Origin of the sequence: Arthrobacter sp. Marseille-P9274 (genome assembly GCF_946892675.1) — a bacterium.
Taxonomy (GTDB): Bacteria; Actinomycetota; Actinomycetes; order Actinomycetales; family Micrococcaceae; genus Crystallibacter.
Map to the genome: position 1 here is coordinate 976,863 of NZ_CAMPOV010000001.1, position 19,015 is coordinate 995,877.

Genomic DNA, 19,015 nt, shown 5'->3' on the forward strand with positions numbered 1-19,015 from the left:
TTCATTTCCGGGAAAAAGCCTTGTAAGGTTGTCTCTGCTGCTTTCCCCCGTAGCTCAATTGGCAGAGCATTCGACTGTTAATCGAAGGGTTACTGGTTCGAGTCCAGTCGGGGGAGCAAAAGATAAAGAGCCCGTCCTGATCCGTCAGGACGGGCTCTTTTGCCTGGCGGCACTGAAGGAGTTCGAAGGCTAGGTTCCCTCGGCAACGCTGTTGGCGGCCGCCGTCCGGCCGAACCACCGCCCGCTGGCCTTGATGGTTCGAGCCAACGTGTCGTAATCCACGCGGACAAGCCCGAAGCGCTGGGCGTAGCCCCACGCCCATTCGAAATTGTCCAGCAGCGACCATGCAAAATAGCCCCGCAGATCGGCTCCCGCCTGGATGGCCCGGTGGCACTCGGCCACGTGGGCCCGAATGAATTCAATCCTGTCAAGGTCCTGAACCGAACCGTCAGCGGAGACACGATCGTTATAGGCCGCCCCGTTTTCGGTGACGTAAAGCGCCGTGCCGGCGGGGCCCGCGTACTCCTCCTGCAGTCGCATCAGCAGCCGGAACAGTCCCTCCGGCTGGACCTCCCAGCCCATCGCCGTCGTTGCAAGTCCCCGCGGCACCACCGAGACATCGTCGGCGGCCGGGTACGGCGAGGCCGCCGGCCGCTCCACCGGGGCGCCGTGGGCGAGCAACTGCGTGCTGGTCCGATGGCCGGTCACGGCTTCACCGTGGTAGTAGTTGACGCCCAGGAAGTCGATAGGGGTGCCGACCAGTTCGAGGTCTCCCGGGCGGATGTGCCGTTCCAGCCCATACTCCGCGACGTCCGCGAGGAAGTCCGGCGGATAGGACTGCCGGAACACCGGATCGAGGAAGGCCCGGTTGAACTGCCCGTCGATGCGCCGCGCGGCGTCCCTGTCGACCGGATCGCCCGGATCCGCCGGGTCCGGCACCGTCAGATTGAGCGTTAGCCCCAGTTCCGCCTCGGGATCCCGTTCGCGGAGCGCCGCCGTCGCCAGTCCGTGGCCGAGCAGGAGATGGTGCATGGCGGCCAAGGCATCCGGCCTTGACTGCCTGCCTGGGGCATGGACGCCGGAACAGTAGCCGAGGAAGGCCGAACACCACGGTTCGTTCAACGTAGTCCATACCCGAACCCGATCGCCCAGCCGGTCGTGCACGCTCAGCGCATACTCCGCAAAGGCATAGGACGTGTCCCTGTTGGCCCAGCCCCCTCGGTCCTCCAAGGCCTGCGGCAGGTCCCAGTGATAGAGCGTCAGCCAGGGCGTGATGCCGGCCTCGAGCAGCCCGTCGACGAGCCGGGCATAGAAGTCCAGGCCCCGGGGATTGACCGGTCCGGCGTCCGGCCGGATTCGGGCCCACGAGGTTGAGAACCGGTAGGCGCCCAGCCCCAGCTCCTGCATGAGGGCAATGTCCTCGGGGTAGCGATGGTAGTGATCACAGGCGGTGCCCCCTGAGTCGGAGCCGGCAACGGCCCCCGGCAACCGGCAGAAAGTGTCCCAAATGGAGTCGCGCCTGCCGTCCTCTGCTGCCGCGCCCTCGATCTGGTAGGACGCGGTGGCCGCGCCCCAAAGGAACTCGTTCGGAAACTGCAGTTGTGCGGGCATTCGTTTTCCCCCGGGGGCTCTGCGCTGGGCAATTGCCCGCCAGCATAACGCCCGGGACCGCTTTGGCCATGGCTTTCGGCCCCGTGACCTGCTGCAATGGACGGATTGGGTGCGCAGACGTACTTCCTTCGGCTGACGGGTTACGGCTGCGCCGAATGATAATTTTAGACTGTGGCAAGTCGAGCACTACCGATCTAGCAATGGAGGCAGGGTCCATGACTCGCGTAGACAACAACAGGACCATTGCGGTCGCCGACAGGTCGTCGCTGGTGGGACTTGTCCAAGTGGCCGGCCGCCTGGTGCCCCGCCAGCTGAACGATGAAGTTTCATTGGCCGTAGCCGAGCTCAAGGGCAAGGGCGTCAAGGTGGGGGTTGCCGCCGGCTTGCTCGCCGGGGCCCTGCTCCTGCTGGCGTCCATGGCGATTTCCCTGCTCGTTGCCGCGATTCTCGGTCTGGGCGAGGCCATTGCCCCGTGGTTGTCCGCGTTGCTATTCGCCGCCTTCTTCCTCATCGTGGGCGGCATCCTGGGACTCATCGGGGCCCTGCGGATCAAGAAGGAAATGCCGCTGCTGCCGGAGAACGCCATCCGTGGCATCAAGCACGACATTGGCGTCCTGAAGGAAGGGCGCAGCTTCGATCCGTCCACTCTCGACCAGAAGCCTGAGCCGAAGGAAGAGCCCAAGAAGGAGGACCAGGCCCCGAAGGAACCGGCTCCCTCGTTGGAGGAGCTGCGGGCCCGCGCCGGCGAACGCCGCGAGCATCTGGCCCGGATCCGTGACGGACTGGGCCAGAAACTGGACGTCAAGCCACAGTCTGAGAGGATCAAGTCGGAGGCAGCCTCGGCGGCTTCCCGCGCGAGGCACGCAGCCGAGCTGCGGATCGCCGCCGTCAAGCGCAGCGCGAGCAGCGGCTCCGCGGGTACGGCCTATGACCTGCAGGAGCGGTGGAAGCCGCTGGCCGCCTTGGCCGCCTCGCTGGCCACGTTCGCGGTCCTGCTGCGGCGGTTGCTGCGGAAGTAACGGCCGCATCACAGTTGTGGAACCCGCCTGACCTGCCCGCGCAGGACAGGCGGCATGCCGGGAGGGGAGGGGCAGCATGAGGATCATCGGGGCGGGGACGCGCGAAGACTACGAGTACCGCGAGCTCCACACCTTCTGGACCGTCCCCAACCTCATCACGGTCCTGCGCTTCCTGGCGGTGCCGTTATTCGCCTGGCTCGTGGTCCGGGAAGCCTACCTCGAGGCGACGATTGTGCTGGCAGTCCTGGGGTCAACCGACTGGGTGGACGGGTACATCGCCCGGCGCTTCGACCAGATCTCCAGTGTTGGCAGATGGCTGGATCCGCTGGCGGACCGGCTGGCAATGATCGTCGTCGCCGTGACATTCTTCGCGACGGGCATCGCGCCGCTGTGGCTGCTGCTCGCCCTCCTGATACCCGATGCCCTCCTGCTGGTCTACACGCTGGTGCTGTTCCGGGGCAGCCCGGACCTCCCCGTAACGAATATCGGCAAGATCCGCACGGCGCTGCTCCTGGCCGGGACGCCGCTGCTGTTGCTCCATAAGGCACTGGAACCGGGGCACGAGTGGCTCCGGATCCTTGCCTACGTGTTGCTGGCGCTCGGCTGCCTGGGGCACATCGCCGCATGCTGGGGGTACATGCGCGCCGCATCGCTCAAGCATCGCCGGCTGCAGTTGAAAGGGAGCGGCGACGTTCCGGAAGCCCGGGCCCATGAGTGACCGCGGATCCGGGCGCGCGGCGGGAGTACCGGCCGCAGTCAGGACCGCATGGTCTGGCTAGCCATCCTCAGCGCCGTGTGCGGCGCCTTCTTCCTGGCGCTGGGAACCCAGCGCCAGGCGAGCGCCGTCCAGGCGAACACCGGGGGCCTGTCACTGACGGTGGGCGGCCTCCTGCGCATGCTGCGCAATCCGCGGTGGGTCCTCGGCCTGCTGATGTTGGGCGTCGGCATGGGCCTGAATGTCTTCGCACTGGTGAGCGCGCCGCTCACCGTGGTCCAGCCCATCGGCGCGATCGCGCTGGTCATCACGACAATCGTCAACTCCAAGGACCAGGGGATCCGGCTCAACCGCATCACCGTCGTGGCCATCACTGCCTGCGTTGCCGGCAGCGCAGGCTTCGTGCTGCTGGCCGTGAACGTCACGGGTGAAAACCATCCGGTCACCCCCGCAGAGGAGCTGTCGACGGTACTGTTGCTCGCCGTCGTTATTGCCGTATTCCTCACACTGGAACTGTCTTTCCGGCGGCGCCTGAACGCGTTCACCTACATCCTGGGCGCCGGCATGTTGTTCGGTTTCGTTGCCGTGCTGGTCAGGATCATCGGCCTGAACCTGTTCAATCCCAACGGCGGGTTCCTCGCCAACGTGCCGATCTTCAGCGTTATCGCCATTGCTGCGGCCGCGGGGCTCGGCTCCTGGTTCGTGCAGAGCGCCTATTCGAGCGGGCCGCCGGACCTGGTGATTGCCGGCCTCACCGTCATCGACCCGCTCGTCGGCATCGCCATCGGCATTTTCCTGCTCGGCGAACTGCGACCCGACGTCCAACCCGTGATCGCAATTGCCATGGTTGGCATGGGGTTGGTTGCTATTGTTGGGGTCATCGTTCTATCCCGCCACCATCCTGACGTTTTGCAGAAGCAGGAAGAAGCACGACGGCGGGCACAGTCCGCGGCCACGAGGAAACCCTAGGTACGAATAGAGCATATGAACAGCATTGCGATGGCCCAACAGGGAGTTCTGCAACAGGCGGAAAACGGCAAGGGGCAGCGGCCGCTGAAGATCCTCATCGCGGCCGACACCTACCTGCCGGACGTCAACGGTGCCGCCGTCTTCGGCCTTCGGCTGGCGCAGGCCATGACCCGGAGGGGCCACGAAGTCCACGTGATCGCGGCCCGCCCCGGCAAGGGTGCCAGCTACCTCGAAGAGCGCCAGGAGGCCCGCGTCCACCGGCTGCGGTCGCATTCGGTTCCCACGCACGAGAACTGGCGGATTTGCTTCCCCTGGGAGATCAAGTCCGAGATCCGGCGGATTTTCGACGACGTGCAGCCCGACGTCGTGCATATCCAGTGCCACTACATGATCGGCCAGGCCACCATCGCAGAGGCCGTCCGGCGCGGCATCCGCACCATTGCCACCAACCACTTCATGCCGGAGAACCTGGAACCGTTCCTGCCGTTCCCGCAGTGGTTCCTCGACATCGTGGCGCGGAACTCCTGGCGCGACATGGGCAAGATCATGGGCAAAGCCGCCGTCGTTACCACGCCGACACCCTTGGCAGCCAAGGCGATGAAGGATCATGCGCGCCTGGACAAGGTGCTGCCGCTGTCCAACGGAATCGACTCCGCGCACTACGAGCTCGCTGACGGGGAGGTTATCGACAGGCCGGTGCACCCCACAGTACTCTTCGTCGGTCGCCTGGCCCAGGAGAAGCATGTGGATGTGCTGATCGAGGCCCTGGCCAAGACCGACCCGGCCCTAAATGTGCACGCGGAAATCGTCGGCGACGGCGAGGTGCGCCCCCAGCTCGAGGCCAAGGTCTCCGAACTGAACCTTGGCGGACGAGTGAAGTTCCTCGGCTACGTCGACGACGACGAACTGCGCCGCGCCTACCTGCGGGCCACGGTCTTCTGCCAGCCCGGAACGGCGGAACTGCAGTCGCTGGTCTCGCTGGAGGCGATGTCGGCCAGCAAGCCCGTACTCCTGGCCAACGCCATGGCGCTGCCGCACCTGGTGGACGACGGCGTCAACGGCTACCTCTTCACCCCGCGCGACGCCGTGGACCTTGCTGCCAAGCTGGAATTGGTGCTCAAGCAGCCTGAGCAGGATCTGCAGGCGATGGGCCGGGCCAGCCATACCAAGGCCGTCCGGCACGCAATCGATAAGACGATGGACACGTTCGAAAAGCTGTACCGCGGGGCTTCAGCCGAAGATTTCAGGTCCTGAGCGGGGTCCGCGCCGCGCCGGGATGCGTTTGGCCTCGCCAAACCACTAGTATGTCTACGTTGACTTGTTCGCGGGCTGCGGTACCGCGGGCAGCCAACGGTTTGGGGCGGTAGCTCAGCCGGTCAGAGCAGAGGACTCATAATCCTTTGGTCCTGGGTTCAAGTCCCAGTCGCCCTACGACAAAGCCGCAGGCCGGGCACGGTATTTAATCCGACCCGGTCTGCGGTGTCCAACCGGGCGGGTTACTCCGCAATCAGGGCAATGGCGGCCGTGAGCACGGACAGGGTCCGTTCCGAATCCCAGCTGGTCAGTATGTGCCGGACCCTATCCGCCGTCGTCCTGTACAGCCGCCACCGTCGGAGCGCCGTTGCTGAGCCCGTCTGCGAGTACCTTCGCTGTTCGACTTCTTCCAGCTGCCGCAACAACTCCAGTTCCCCGCGGAGGGCACGAATATCGTCAGGTGTCATCCCAGACATGGCCCCAACCTCATATTTCTGTTGCCAACCCGCCCGCCCGGCCATTGGCCCCGCCAGGTGAGGAAACCATTAAACGCGCTTGCTGCCGTCGGGGCCAAGCACAAAGGCATAACAATAAACCAGGCTTCCTGTCGGAGGTGCCCGCCTGTCACCAGTCCGGCCGAGGGCGTCCCGGCGTCCATCCAGCGGTGGTCCTCCATCCCGTAGATGACCGTCCCTTCGCTGCACGCGGTTTATTGCGGGCCACTGTAGGTCCCGTGCCGACTTCTTCTCCGACCGCATCGCGGCTGAGGCTATCGACAGCCTTGTTGATAAGGTCCTCCGGCGCCATGCGAAGAACGGGGGAGAGCCGTTCCAAGTCGGTGAGCGTGAATGACATTTCGTCCCGGAGCCGTTTGGAAAGATAGTTCTGCGACACTTCCGAGGCTTCGGCGACAGTCATTTGGGAGAGGCGGAGGCGGGCCATGGCCGCGCGGATTTCGGCAGAAACGGCGCGGGCCAGGGGGCCAGGTGCGTGTGGTTTTCCTGCTGACATAACGACAGCCTAACGCGGATGCTCAACTCGAAAAAGCCCAATTCAACCCCTAAAGTCGAGTAATTCAATAATTCCAGATAAAACCAGCGTAAAGGATTGACCACCAACTCAAATAGGGTGAAAATGGGACTGCGCAACACATATCGACTGGGGAAATCGAACACCCAATATTGCTGCCAGGGTTGGAGCTGATACTCGACCTGCTCATCCGCATTAAGGGGCGGAAGCACAGTCCGGATGACGATCCTCGAGCATGGCCAGCCCCTGCGGGAGATGCTCAAGCTATCCCCGGACTATCGGCGATGGAATACGTCCACGCCGCAATCACAAGAAAAACGCGGCTCAGTGCCAGTCCCCGCCGGTGTCCTCGACACCTACCTCAACACCGCCGCAACCAGTAGCAAGGAAGGAACTGTCGCCATGACCGCCTATCCAGCCATCGCCTCTGCCGGCTCCCTGGCACGCAAGCTCCGGTCCGGGCTGGAGATGCCACGCGGCCCCGGCAGGTCATCCACCACAGGCCCCGCTGGCGTTGAACCCTCGCCGTCTGCCTTGCCCCGGGAAGCTTTTTGCGTGCCGTGGCGCAGCGAAGATGGTCGATCCAGCACCGTCGGCGGAGAGCTTGAGGGCAAATGCGATGTTTGAGTGGATGGAACTAGTCATCGCTCTCGGTGTCTTCCTCAGCGGCATCATCATCACTGGTGTCAACGCCAGGCATGCCGGGCGGTCGCAAACAGAGGAGGCGCATATCGCCGGCGGATATACTCTCATCGACCAGCTGCAGGAAGAGCTGAAAACCATGCGGCAACACGTGGACCGCCTGGAATGCAGGGATCGGATCTACCTCCCGCACATTCTCCGTCTAAACAGCACGATCGAACGTCTGGGCGGGACGCCCCCGCGGCTGCCGAAGATCCTCCTGGACTATCTCGACGATAAAGAAGAACAGTAAAAAACGCTGGCCATGGCCAGAATCCCGCGGCAGTGAACCGCGTTGTATCGACGAGTCCAAGCCCCGTCGGTTCCCCTATGGGACGACCCGTCGGGGCCATTTGATCTTCCCTGCGCGCTTCCTGCCCGCAGGCGCTCATTGCCGTCTTGCCGCGGATCGGCTATGTTACTCGCGGGTAACTTAGTGGTCCGGCGCCCGTGGCGCCGGCGAGCGGCAAGGAGCAGCAATGGGGCGACCCTCGATCGATCTGAACAACCTTCCTTATCCCGACGGAGACTTCTTCGGCTTCGAGCGGCAGCTGGAGCCGGCCGAGCGGGACAGGCTCCGGGAAGTGCGCGAATGGCTGGACAAGGAGGTCCGGCCCATCGCGGTGGATTGCTGGAACAGGGCCGAGTTTCCCATGGGCATCATTCCCAAGCTGGCCGAACTGGACGTCGTCTCGCCGGTCCGGCGGCAGGGCTACTCCAATCTGCTGGCAGGCATGATCCACGCCGAGTTCACCCGGGCCGACACCTCCATCGCCACCTTCATGGGGGTCCACGACGGTTTGTTCACCGGTTCCATCGAGGCTCTGGCGTCGGAGGAACAGAAGCAGGCCTGGCTGCCGGACATCTACGCGCTCAAGAAGATCGGGGCCTTCGGCCTGACCGAGCCGCTGGGTGGATCCGACGTGGCCGGCGGCACCCGCACCACGGCCAGGCGGGACGGCGGCCAGTGGATCCTCAACGGGGCCAAGCGCTGGATCGGCAACGCCACGTTCTCCGACTGGGTGGTCGTCTACGCCCGCGACGTACAGGATGACCAGGTCAAGGGCTTCCTCGTCGACACCACGCTCCCGGGCTATTCCGCCACCCGGATCGAGAACAAGATCAGCCTGCGTACCGTGCAGAACGCCGACATCGTCCTGGACAACGTTGCCGTGCCGGACGAATACCACTTGAAGCGCGCCAACAGCTTCAAGGACACCAACAAGGTCCTGAAGGTCACCCGGCTGGCTGTCGCCTGGCAGGCGGTCGGACAGCAGCTGGCGGCATTCGATGTGGCCCGGCGCTACGCCGTCGAACGCCAGCAGTTCGGCAGGCCGCTGGCATCCTTCCAGCTCGTCCAGGACCAGCTCGTGCAGATCCTCGGCAACGCCGTGGCGTCGATGGGGATGATGGTGCAGTTGGCGCGGCTGGAGGACGCCGGGACTGCCCGCGATGAGCAGTCCGCACTCGCCAAGGCGTTCACGACGGCGCGCATGCGGGAAAGCGTGGCGCTGGGACGCGGCATTCTGGGCGGCAATGGCATCGTCACCGACTACGAGATGGCAAAAATCTTTGCCGACGCGGAGGCCATCTACTCCTACGAGGGAACGCATGAGATCAATTCCCTGGTCGTCGGGCGCGCCGTCACCGGAATTCCGGCCTTCGTCTAGATTCCGTCCGCCTAGCTGTCCTGCCCGGGTCGGGGGAGGAGTACCGAGGGGCGCAGGTCGATGACGAACTGCAGCGGATTGACGTACTCCTCGCCCAGCCGGACGCCCCAATGCAAGCAGTCCGGGGAGCAATGGGTGGTGCCGGATACGGTGCCGACGACGTCGCCGGCCGCGACCGGATCGCCCTTCCGCAGGCTGCTGTCCACGGGCTCGAAGCTGCTGCGCAGTCCGCTGCCGTGGTCGATCGTGACGACTCCGCGGTCGACGACAGTGCCGGCGAAGCTCACGCGGCCCGCCTCCGGAGCCAGCACGTCGCTTCCATCCGCCGCTGCCAGATCCACCCCGCGGTGCCCGCTGAGCCACGGCTCCGGCGGCGGATCGAAGGGGGCCAGGACATCCGGCGCCGGTTCTGCGGGCCAGTCCCAGTCCGGTGCAAACCCGGCCGCATCGGCGCCGGTCCCCGCCGCGGGGACCGGCAGGACCAGGGCTGCGGCGAGCAGCGGCAGCGCGGCCGCACGCAACGCAGTTACACGAATCGCCATGTGCCGATCCTGCCGGACCGGGTCCCCGGATGGGCGCGGCCCGTGCCGGAATGTGGGCGGACCGCTACCGCCGCCGCCCTGTGCAGGAGTAGTGCCGAAGGTGTCGGTCCTGCCGCTTTCCCGCGTAGGTTGGTGCCCTCGCGCTGTAGTACACTAGGCGGAGCAGTTTCCTGTCTCCATGAGTCATGTCCAAACGAAGTGCGGATCTGAGATGAAGAACGAACTGACTACGCGCATCTGTTACCCGCCGGGGATTCTCCCCGATCGGGGTATGTCCAGGCGGTCCGGCTCGGCCGGTCCGGACGTGCGCCCTGATCCTCGTTGACCAGGGCTGGCCGGTGCCAGGAGCCCCGCCCAACCGGGCTGCGGGCTGACAACCGTCTACAGGCAGTATGGCCTGCGCGAAGCGCGCCGATACTGCCGGAAGGAGTGACGACATGCCAGTCGTTACCATGCGCCAGCTGCTCGACAGCGGCGTTCACTTTGGCCACCAGACCCGTCGTTGGAACCCGAAGATGAAGCGCTTCATCTTTACCGAGCGCAACGGCATCTACATCATCGACCTGCAGCAGTCGCTGTCCTACATCGACCGCGCCTACGAGTTCGTCAAGGCCACCGTGGCCCACGGCGGCACCGTGCTGTTCGTCGGCACCAAGAAGCAGGCCCAGGAAGCCATCGCCGAGCAGGCCACCCGCGTTGGCCAGCCCTACGTGAACCAGCGCTGGCTGGGCGGCATGCTCACCAACTTCTCCACGGTCTCCAAGCGCATCCAGCGCCTGAAGGAGCTCGAAGAGATCGACTTCGAAGATGTAGCCGGCTCCAGCCACACCAAGAAGGAACTCCTGCTGCTCCAGCGCGAGAAGACCAAGCTGGAAACCACCCTCGGCGGCATCCGCAACCTGACCAAGGCTCCGTCCGTGGTCTGGATCGTGGACACCAAGAAGGAGCACCTGGCCGTTGACGAGGCCAAGAAGCTGAACATCCCCGTGGTGGCCATCCTCGACACCAACTGCGACCCGGATGAGGTCGACTTCCCGATCCCGGGCAACGACGACGCCATCCGCTCCGTAAACCTGCTGACCCGCGTTGTGGCCGACGCCGTTGCCGAGGGTCTGATCGCGCGCAACAACCGTGCTGCGGGTGGCGGTGCTGCTGCCGGCGGCACCGAAGAGCCGCTGGCCGAGTGGGAGCGCGAACTGCTTGAGGGTTCCGCTTCCGCCGAGGCTCCGGCTGCGGAGGCTCCGGCTGCCGAGGCCGCACCGGCCGAAGCATCCGCCGAAGCCCCGGCCGAGGCCGAGGCCGAGACCGAAAAGTAAATCCGATCTCCCCGGCAGGCCGTTTGCGGCCTGCCGGGTCTCCACTGCTGCGGCTGGCCGGTACCCGGCCAGCCGCACTGGTGGAACAGCATTAGTACTTACTACGGAGGGACTGGAGTCCAAATGGCGAATTACACCGCTGCTGATATCAAGGCTCTGCGCGAGCGCACCGGCGCCGGCATGATGGATGTGAAGAAGGCTCTCGACGAGGCCAACGGCGATGCCGACAAGGCCGTGGAGCTTATCCGTATCAAGGGCCTGAAGGGCGCCACCAAGCGCGAAGGCCGTTCCACCGCCGAGGGCCTGGTTGCTGCCAAGGTCATCGACGGAACCGTCGGCGTCATGGTCGAGGTCAACTGCGAGACCGACTTTGTCGCCAAGTCCGCTAAGTTCATCGACCTCGCCGACAAGGTCCTGTCCGTCGCCGTCGACTCCGGCGCTTCCGATCTGGAATCGCTGCTGGCCGCCCAGGTGGACGGCAAGCCGCTGAACGACGTCGTCGTCGAAGAGGGCGCCGTGCTGGGCGAGAAGGTCGTTGTCCGCCGCCTGGCCCGCGTCGAGGGCAAGACCGTCGATGCTTACCTGCACAAGACGTCCAAGGACCTGCCGGCCCAGGTCGGCGTGCTGTTCGCCGTCGACGCCGAGGGTGACGCCGCCGTGGCGGCTGCCCACGACGTGGCCGTCCATACCGCCGCCTTCGCTCCGACCTACCTCACCCGCGAGGAAGTCCCGGCCGAGACCGTCGAGAACGAGCGCCGCATCGCCGACGAGACCGCACGCGCCGAGAACAAGCCCGAGGCCGCGCTGCCGAAGATCGTCGAAGGCCGGCTGAACGGCTTCTTCAAGGAGATCGTGCTGCTCGACCAGCCGTTTGCCAAGGACCCGAAGGTCTCTGTCGGCAAGGTCCTCGAGCAGGCCGGCGCCAACGCAACCGCTTTCGCGCGTTTCCGCGTGGGTGCCTGATAGCATCGCGGATAGCATCTAGAGGATCCAGCGCCAACAGGCACTGATCCGACCAGCGAGGAGGGGGTGGTCACCAGCGGTGGCCGCCCCTTTTTCCTGCCCGAAACCGTCAACGAACCCAGCTAAAACTGTCGAACCAAAGCACGCCCGGGAGGCACGATGGAATCCCAGACCGTAACCGAAACCAAGCACCCCGAGGTTCTTCCCAAGAGGCGGCGGGTCCTGCTCAAGCTCTCCGGTGAGGTCTTTGGCGGCGGCAAGCTCGGCGTCGACCCCGATACGGTGCGGGGGATCGCCAAGCAGATCGCTGCGACCGTCGGAGAGGTCGAAGTCGCCATCGTCGTCGGCGGCGGGAACTTCTTCCGCGGTGCCGAACTCTCCCAGTCGGGCATGGACCGTTCCCGCGCCGACTACATGGGCATGCTCGGCACAGTGATGAACTGCCTGGCTCTGCAGGATTTCCTCGAGCAGGCGGGCGTGGACACCCGCGTCCAGAGCGCGATCACCATGGGCCAGGTGGCCGAGGCCTACATTCCGCGCCGCGCCATCCGCCACATGGAGAAGGGCCGCGTCGTGATCTTCGGCGCTGGCGCCGGTTTGCCCTATTTCTCCACTGACACCGTCGCAGCCCAGCGCGCGCTGGAAGTGCATGCCGACGTCGTACTCATGGCGAAGAACGGGGTGGACGGGGTCTACACGGCCGATCCGAAGAAGGACCCGCAGGCGCAGAAGCTCGACACGCTGACCTACGACGACGCCATGCGGCGGAACATCCGGGTCATGGACCAGACCGCCTTCAGCCTCTGCAAGGACTACAAGCTGTCCATGGTCGTCTTCGGCATGGAGGGTGAAGGCAACGTTACGCGTGCCATCCTCGGCGAGAAGATCGGGACGGCAGTTTCCGCTTAGCCGAAGGGCCGCGGAGCATGGCCTAGGATGGATAGCAGAGCCCCTGCCGCCGCGAGGCGGGCACAGAATGTCTAAGGAGAGACCGTGATTCAGGAAACATTGCACGAGGCTGTCGAGAAGATGGACAAGGCCGTTGAAGTGGCCAAGGAAGACTTCGCGACCGTCCGGACGGGCCGCGCGAACCCGGCACTGTTCTCCAAGGTCACGGTGGACTACTACGGCACCCCGACCCCGCTGCAGCAGCTCGCGTCCTTCCAGAACCCGGAAGCCCGCACCCTGCTCATCACTCCGTACGACAAGTCGGCGCTGAATGACATCGAGAAGGCCCTGCGCGACTCCGATATCGGAGCCAACCCGGCCAACGACGGCAACGTCATCCGGGTCGTCCTGCCGGAGCTGACCGAGGAACGGCGCAAGGAGTACGTCAAGGTGGTCCGCGGCAAGGCCGAGGACGCGAAGGTCTCGATCCGCAACATCCGCCGCCGGGCGATGGACACCATCGGCAAGCTGGTCAAGGACGGCGACATCGGGGAGGACGAGGGCTCCCGCGCCGAAAAGGACCTGGACGCGAAGACGAAGTCCCACACTGACAACGTGGACGAGCTGCTCAAGCGCAAAGAAGCAGAGCTGCTCGAAGTCTGATGGATACGGACCAGCCTTCAACCCGGGCTGGCGGTCAGCCGGCTTCCGAGGCTGGTGCCGGCGTGCGGGCGGCCCGGCGCCGCCGGAAGCGGGCTACCGGGCAGCCGTCCCGCGCAGGCCGCAATCTCCCCGCCGCCATCGCCGTGGGCCTGACGCTGCTGGTCACGGTCCTGGTCGGATTGTTCTTCCTGCCGGATGCCTTCGTGGCACTGGTAGCCGGTTTCTGCGTCATCGGCGTGTGGGAGGTATCCCGGGCGCTGGCCGTCAAGGACATCCATGTGCCCAAGCCCCCGCTGTATGCGGGCGCGGTGGCCATGCCCTTCGCGGCCTACTACGGCGGGCCTGAGGCGCAGGCCTTCGCGCTGGTGGGGACGACGGTGGCCATCATGGTCTACCAGTGCCTGGATACGGCGCGGGACGCGGTGCGGCGAATCATGGCCGGGGTGTTCATCCTTTGCTGGGTGCCGCTGTTCATTAGCTTCGCGCTGCTGCTCCTCGACGAGCAGGACGGGGCGCTCAAAATCGCCACGATGCTGCTGCTCGTCGTGGCCAACGATACGTTCGGCTACCTCGTCGGGGTGCTGTTCGGGAAGCATCCGATGGCTCCGAAGATAAGCCCGAAGAAGTCCTGGGAGGGCTTCGCCGGATCGGTGGGCGGCGCCGTCGTAGTGGGCGTGCTCTGCTCGGTCTTCATCCTGGACCTGCAATGGTGGTTCGGTCTCGTGCTGGCCATCGCAACGGTCGCGGCCTCCACCGCCGGCGACTTGGCCGAGTCCATGGTCAAACGGGAACTGGGCATCAAGGACATGAGCAACATACTGCCGGGACACGGCGGCGTGATGGACCGGCTTGATTCCATTGTCTTCGCCTCGCCGGTGGCCTACGTACTGGCCGTGCTGCTGGCGCCCGGCGCCATCATGTGATCCCGGCCGCCGGCCACCAGGTGTCACGGTGCTGAGCGGCACGTGCGGCGGAATGGCCGTTTAAACTATTATCTGATGAGTCTGGCAGCAGGGCCGGACCAAGCTTGGACCGCGGCGACCGAAGCCGCTCTTGAAGGGGGATGCTCCAGCTGACCATGGCGCGACTAGCAAGTGATGGGAACAGGGAGACGGGGCCCTTTGAGCGGGTGGGACGCCGCGAACTCGGCTACAACGTCCGCCAAGTGGATCAATTCCTGGCCCGTGCACGGGAGCACTTCAATTCCCACGAAGCCGACGGCGGCCGGATCACCAGCCGCGACGTCCGGGCAATGACCTTCGAACCGGCACGCGGCGGATACGATCCGGGGGCCGTCGACGCCGCCCTGGACCGGCTGGAGGACGTCTTCGCCCAGCGTGAGCGCGATGCCCTGATCGACGCCGAGGGCGAGGAGGCCTGGCTGGGACAGATCGGCCGGGTTTCCGCCGTGCTGCGTGCCCGCCTGCACCGGGGATCGGGGGAACGCTTCCGCCGGCCGACCAAGCGCAACGCACCGAGCTACAACGTTGATGACGTGGACGCCCTCTGCGAAGAACTGCTGGGGTACCTGGAGAAGGACCAGCCGCTGAGCGTTGACGTGGTCCGCCGGGCGGTGTTCCGCGAGGCCAAAGGCGAAGAGGGCTACGAAGAGGCCCAGGTGGACGCCTTCCTGGACCGCGCGGTCGAGCTGATGGCGGCGATCGACTAGGCCTGCGGTCCCGCTGGCCGCCAGCCGGTGTCCGATCGTTCCGGCGAGTGCAGCCGGGCCATGACGCGGCTGACGGTCGCGGGCCGGCGGGAAGCCGTCAGCTTCGACACCAGGACCATGACGGCGAACGCCAGCGGCACGCTCCAGGCGGCGGGCTGCGCCAGCAGTTCCGCGAACGGGCCGAGCGCTTCACCGCCGACCGCCGCGGCGACGATCGCCGAACCGCACACCGCCGCGCCGGCGGCCATGCCGGCGATGGCGCCGGCCGCCGTCAGTCCGTGCCACCAGATGCCCAGCAGCAGCATCGGGCAGATCGTGGAGGCCGTAAACGCGAAGACCGTGCCGATGCTGCCGGCCAGCGCCCTTGAATCGGTGGCCAGGGCGACGATCAGGGGAACCGCAGCGGAGAGGACGGCGGCCAAGCGGAATCCCTTGACGCTGCCGTGGAAGAGATCCTGGCTGACCACCCCGGCCAGCGATACCACCAGCCCCGACGTCGTCGACAGGAATGCGGCGAAAGCGCCGCCGACGACCAGCGCGGCCAGCAGGTCGCCGGCGGTCGATCCGAGCACCCGCTGCGGGAGCAGCAGCACCGTGGCGTCGGCCTGGCCGCCCACCGCAAGGTCGGGCGTATAGATCCGCCCGAGCACCCCGAAGATTGTGGGGAAGAGGTAGAAGAGCGAGAGCAGTCCCAGCACAATTACCGTGGTCCGCCGCGCGGCCTGCCCGTCCGGATTGGTGTAGAAGCGGACCAGGACGTGCGGCAGCCCGAGGGTGCCGAACAGCAGTGCGATGATCAGCGAAACGTTGCGGTAGAGCGAGGCCGCCTCGGTGACGTCCAGGTCCTGGTGGAACGCCGCCCCGCCGTCGGTGATCGGCGCGCCCTGGGCACCGAGCGTGAGCAGCACAAAGACGGCCGGCACCACCAGTGCGGTCAGCTTCAGCCAGTACTGGAAGGCCTGGACGAACGTGATAGAGCGCATCCCGCCGGCCATTACGGTCACCACCACCACCACGGCAACGACGGCGGCGCCCACCCACGCGGGCAGCCCGGTTGTGATGCGTACGGTCAGGGCGGCGCCGTGCAGCTGCGGCACGATGTACAGCCAGCCAATGGTGACCACCAGGACGCTGGTCACCCGCCGCGCCGGACGCGAGTCGAGCCTGGCCGCGGCGAAGTCCGGGAGGGTGTAGGCGCCGGAGCGGCGCAGGGGTGCCGCAACGAACAGCAGCAGCATCAGGTAGCCGGCCGTGTAGCCGATCGGGAACCAGAGCGCGTCGATGCCGGAAACGAGGATGAGCCCGGCGACGCCGAGGAAGCTGGCGGCGGACAGGTACTCGCCACCGATCGCCGACGCATTCCACCACGGACGCACCGTCCTGGACGCGACGTAGAAATCTCCGGTGGTCCTGGAAATCCGCAGCCCGTAGACGCTGATCAGCACCGTGGCCGCGCAGACCGTGGCGAGCCCGACCAGTACCGCCGGGGTCATTCCGGCTCCGCCGACCAGGCCGGCCGGGAGCCGCGGTCGTCGTCGACCAGCTGCCGGAAGCGGTCCTCGTTGCGCGCCGCCGCCCGGTTGTAGAGGACCGCGCAGACGAAGATGACGGGGTAGACACCCGCGCCGAGCAGCAGCCACGGCAGCGGCACGGTGAAGACGCTCATGCCGTTGACGCTGGGGAAGACCAGCATCAGCACGGGCACGCCGAGCAGGATCAGCCCGAACCCGCCCGCCACGACCAGGGCGAGCCGGAGTTGGGAACGCATCAGCGAGCGGATGAACATCTCGCCGAGTTCGGACTGCTCCGCCAGTTCGCGCGAGACGCTGTAGCGGCTCCGGGCAGCGGCTGCCCGGGTGCGGGGAGCGGTGACGCGGACCCGCGCCGGCGGGCGGCGCTGGGGCTCCTGGCTCATCCGCCCGGCCTGACGCGGTTCGCCTCCAGCCGGTCGCGGACCGCGGGCAGGCTGCGCCGGCTGACCGGGAGCTCGGCACCGTCCACCAGTACGCTGGTCCGTCCGTCGGTGGTGCGCATCTGCTGGATCGCGCCGACCGACACCAGGTAGGAGCGATGGATCCGCAGGTAGCCGGCATCGGCCCACTGGCGTTCCAGGTCGTTCAGCGGCACCCGGATCAGGTAGCTGCCCTCGGCGGTGTGCAGCCGGGCATAATCGCCCTGGGCCTGGACGAACTTGATCTCGTCCCGCCTGATCATCTTCGTGATGCCGCCCTGGTCCACCGTGATCACTTCCGGCTGGGCCGCGCCGTCTTCCATCAGCTCGCAGACCCGCCGGACCGATTCGGCGAGCCGTTCGGCGCGCACCGGCTTCAGCAGGTAGTCCACCGCGGCCAGGTTGAAGGCCTCCAGGGCCTGGTCTTCGTCAGCCGTGACAAAAACGACGGCGGGCGGCCGGCTGAAGCGCGAAATCACCCTGGCGATGTCGAGGCCGGTCAGGGCCGGCATGTGGATGTCCAGGAACATCGCGTCAACGTCGTGGTTCTCCAGCGCCCGCAGTGCTTCCGCGCCGCTGGTCGCCTTGTGGATCCTGCCGATTCGCGGATCCCTGGCAAGGAGGTAGGCGAGGGCTTCGACGGCGGGGAGTTCATCATCGGCGATGACAACGTTGACCATGGGGACAGTCTACTGAGTCCTCCGGCCGGGGAAGCTTGGCCGGCCCCCGCCCGGTCCGGCCTCCTGCACGGCCTTGCGCGCCGGTCCTGCTCACACTTCGTGGCCGGGCTGGAACTTCGGGATCCGCATCGTGATCAGCGTCCCGGCACCGGGCGCGGTCTCGATGACCAGGCCGTGGTCGTCCCCGTAGACCTGGCGCAGCCGGGAATCGACGTTGCGCAGGCCCACGTGGTCGCCGGCCGTGTGCCCGGCGAGCATCTGGCGCAGTCGCTCCGGGTCCATGCCCACGCCGTCGTCCTCGATACCTAAGACCGCATACTCGCCGTCGTCCCGCCCGGTGATGGTGATATGGCCGGGACCTTCCCGGGCCTCCAGTCCGTGGCGGACGGCGTTCTCGACCAGCGGCTGCAGGGACAGGAACGGAATGACGGTGCTGAGCACTTCGGGACCGATCTGCAGGCTGACATTGAGCCGGTCGCCGAACCGGGCACGCTCGAGCAGTAGGTAGCGGTCGATCGACCGGAGTTCCTCCGCGACAGTGGTGAAGTCCCCGTGGCGGCGGAACGAGTAGCGGGTAAAGTCCGCGAACTCGATCACCAGTTCGCGGGCGCGGACCGGATCCGTGAGGATGTAGGAGGCGATCGCGTTGAGCGAGTTGTAGATGAAGTGCGGGCTGATCTGGGCGCGCAGCGCGCGGACCTCGGCCTCCATCAGCAGTGTCCGGGAAGCATCGAGCTCGGCCAGCTCGATCTGCGTGGCGACCCAGGCGGCCACCTCGTTCGTGGCGCGGACCAGCGACGGCCGCACCTGGCCGCTGTAGGCGCCGATGGTTCCCACCACGCGCTCCTGGACCCGGATGGGGGAGAAGACCGCCTCCGCCGCGAACCCCTCCGCTGCGCCGTCCGACGGCGTTTCCGGGGGCCGGCGATATACCTGGGTGCGCCCGGACTCCAGCACCTTGGCCGCGAGCACCATGGCGTCCGCGTCACGGTCCTCCGTCTGCGGGTCCCACGCCAGCACGCCGGCCTCGTCGGTGATCACCAGCCGGCTGCTGTCCAGCATCCCGCGAAGATAACCCGCAGCCTTGGCCGCCCCGTCCGGCGTCAGGCCCCTGCGCAGGTGCGGACCCGCCAGCCCTGCCGTGTGCAGAGTGTTGTACGTGGCCAGTTCCGCCTCCGAACCCAGTTCCCGGCTGGACCGGCTGAGCTTGAAGCCGACCAACGAGACGACCGCCACGGTAATAATGGCGATCGCCGCGATGAGCGCAATATCGACCGCCGGGCTGACCATGCCTTCACCCTAACGGCAGTTCGGCGCAACGGGCCGCCATTCGTCGCAGCGCAATTGCCGTTCGGCGATCGTACCCGCGAAGGGCAGGACAGCACGCGCGGCCGT

The 19,015-nt window shown here is 66.2% G+C and carries 19 protein-coding genes and 2 tRNA genes; 14 read left to right on the plus strand and 7 right to left on the minus strand.

What is annotated here, in order from left to right; translation table 11 throughout:
• The first annotated feature begins 43 nt into the window (after positions 1-43).
• Positions 44-116, plus strand: a tRNA-Asn gene (locus OC550_RS04390).
• A 73-nt stretch (positions 117-189) separates the two neighbouring features.
• Here OC550_RS04390 and OC550_RS04395 read toward each other — a convergent pair.
• Positions 190-1,611, minus strand: coding sequence for a GH1 family beta-glucosidase (locus OC550_RS04395; protein WP_262104079.1), 1,422 nt, complete (start codon positions 1,609-1,611; stop codon positions 190-192).
• A 215-nt stretch (positions 1,612-1,826) separates the two neighbouring features.
• Between OC550_RS04395 and OC550_RS04400 the strand changes: the two genes are divergently transcribed.
• From OC550_RS04400 to OC550_RS04420, 5 genes are all read left to right on the plus strand, one after another.
• On the plus strand, positions 1,827-2,630 hold the full coding sequence (locus tag OC550_RS04400; RefSeq protein ID WP_262104080.1) for a phage holin family protein: 804 nt from the start codon (positions 1,827-1,829) through the stop codon (positions 2,628-2,630).
• A gap of 76 nt (positions 2,631-2,706) precedes the next feature.
• Positions 2,707-3,348 (plus strand): CDP-alcohol phosphatidyltransferase family protein, encoded by a 642-nt coding sequence (locus tag OC550_RS04405; protein WP_262104081.1) that lies wholly within the window; start codon positions 2,707-2,709, stop codon positions 3,346-3,348.
• Between the two features lie 48 nt (positions 3,349-3,396).
• The gene (locus tag OC550_RS04410) at positions 3,397-4,314 is read left to right on the plus strand and encodes a DMT family transporter (RefSeq protein WP_262104082.1); all 918 of its coding nucleotides are present in this window, start codon (positions 3,397-3,399) and stop codon (positions 4,312-4,314) included.
• A 30-nt stretch (positions 4,315-4,344) separates the two neighbouring features.
• Positions 4,345-5,568 (plus strand): glycosyltransferase, encoded by a 1,224-nt coding sequence (locus OC550_RS04415; protein ID WP_262106250.1) that lies wholly within the window; start codon positions 4,345-4,347, stop codon positions 5,566-5,568.
• A 103-nt stretch (positions 5,569-5,671) separates the two neighbouring features.
• Positions 5,672-5,745: transfer RNA gene (locus OC550_RS04420), tRNA-Ile, on the plus strand.
• Positions 5,746-5,810: 65 nt separating this feature from the next.
• On the opposite strand, the gene OC550_RS04425 is transcribed toward OC550_RS04420, so the two are convergent.
• The gene (locus tag OC550_RS04425) at positions 5,811-6,044 is read right to left on the minus strand and encodes a hypothetical protein (RefSeq protein ID WP_262104083.1); all 234 of its coding nucleotides are present in this window, start codon (positions 6,042-6,044) and stop codon (positions 5,811-5,813) included.
• A 1,127-nt stretch (positions 6,045-7,171) separates the two neighbouring features.
• On the opposite strand from OC550_RS04425, the gene OC550_RS04430 reads away from it, so the two are divergent.
• Together OC550_RS04430 and OC550_RS04435 are read left to right on the plus strand one after the other, a co-directional pair.
• A complete protein-coding gene (locus tag OC550_RS04430; RefSeq protein ID WP_262104084.1) occupies positions 7,172-7,531 on the plus strand; it encodes a hypothetical protein in 360 nt (119 codons plus the stop codon).
• A 226-nt stretch (positions 7,532-7,757) separates the two neighbouring features.
• Entirely contained in the window at positions 7,758-8,948 is a 1,191-nt protein-coding gene (locus tag OC550_RS04435; protein ID WP_262104085.1) for an acyl-CoA dehydrogenase family protein, read from the plus strand.
• Positions 8,949-8,959: 11 nt separating this feature from the next.
• Here OC550_RS04435 and OC550_RS04440 read toward each other — a convergent pair whose 3' ends face one another.
• A complete protein-coding gene (locus OC550_RS04440; RefSeq protein WP_262104086.1) occupies positions 8,960-9,490 on the minus strand; it encodes a M23 family metallopeptidase in 531 nt (176 codons plus the stop codon).
• Positions 9,491-9,927: 437 nt separating this feature from the next.
• Between OC550_RS04440 and rpsB the strand changes: the two genes are divergently transcribed.
• The 6 genes from rpsB to OC550_RS04470 all read left to right on the plus strand — a co-directional run bounded on the left by rpsB (position 9,928) and on the right by OC550_RS04470 (position 14,989).
• Positions 9,928-10,806 (plus strand): 30S ribosomal protein S2, encoded by an 879-nt coding sequence (gene rpsB, locus OC550_RS04445; protein WP_262104087.1) that lies wholly within the window; start codon positions 9,928-9,930, stop codon positions 10,804-10,806.
• Positions 10,807-10,929: 123 nt separating this feature from the next.
• Entirely contained in the window at positions 10,930-11,769 is an 840-nt protein-coding gene (tsf, locus tag OC550_RS04450) for a translation elongation factor Ts (protein ID WP_262104088.1), read from the plus strand.
• A gap of 159 nt (positions 11,770-11,928) precedes the next feature.
• On the plus strand, positions 11,929-12,678 hold the full coding sequence (pyrH, locus tag OC550_RS04455; protein ID WP_262104089.1) for a UMP kinase: 750 nt from the start codon (positions 11,929-11,931) through the stop codon (positions 12,676-12,678).
• Between the two features lie 84 nt (positions 12,679-12,762).
• On the plus strand, positions 12,763-13,320 hold the full coding sequence (frr, locus tag OC550_RS04460; protein WP_262104090.1) for a ribosome recycling factor: 558 nt from the start codon (positions 12,763-12,765) through the stop codon (positions 13,318-13,320).
• Entirely contained in the window at positions 13,320-14,243 is a 924-nt protein-coding gene (locus OC550_RS04465; protein WP_262104091.1) for a phosphatidate cytidylyltransferase, read from the plus strand. The genes frr and OC550_RS04465 overlap by 1 nt, the downstream gene beginning before the upstream one ends.
• 140 nt (positions 14,244-14,383) lie before the next feature.
• Entirely contained in the window at positions 14,384-14,989 is a 606-nt protein-coding gene (locus tag OC550_RS04470) for a DivIVA domain-containing protein (RefSeq protein WP_262104092.1), read from the plus strand.
• Here the strand turns inward: OC550_RS04470 and OC550_RS04475 are convergent.
• The 4 genes from OC550_RS04475 to OC550_RS04490 all read right to left on the minus strand — a co-directional run bounded on the left by OC550_RS04475 (position 14,986) and on the right by OC550_RS04490 (position 18,910).
• Positions 14,986-16,482, minus strand: a complete 1,497-nt coding sequence (locus OC550_RS04475; RefSeq protein ID WP_262104093.1) for a cation acetate symporter — start codon at positions 16,480-16,482, stop codon at positions 14,986-14,988. The genes OC550_RS04470 and OC550_RS04475 overlap by 4 nt on opposite strands.
• Positions 16,479-16,904, minus strand: coding sequence for a hypothetical protein (locus OC550_RS04480; protein ID WP_262104094.1), 426 nt, complete (start codon positions 16,902-16,904; stop codon positions 16,479-16,481). Before OC550_RS04480 ends, OC550_RS04475 begins: the two co-directional genes overlap by 4 nt.
• On the minus strand, positions 16,901-17,620 hold the full coding sequence (locus OC550_RS04485; RefSeq protein WP_262104095.1) for a LytTR family DNA-binding domain-containing protein: 720 nt from the start codon (positions 17,618-17,620) through the stop codon (positions 16,901-16,903). The genes OC550_RS04480 and OC550_RS04485 overlap by 4 nt, the downstream gene beginning before the upstream one ends.
• Positions 17,621-17,710: 90 nt before the next feature.
• Positions 17,711-18,910 (minus strand): histidine kinase, encoded by a 1,200-nt coding sequence (locus OC550_RS04490; RefSeq protein WP_262104096.1) that lies wholly within the window; start codon positions 18,908-18,910, stop codon positions 17,711-17,713.
• Positions 18,911-19,015: the final 105 nt, after the last annotated feature.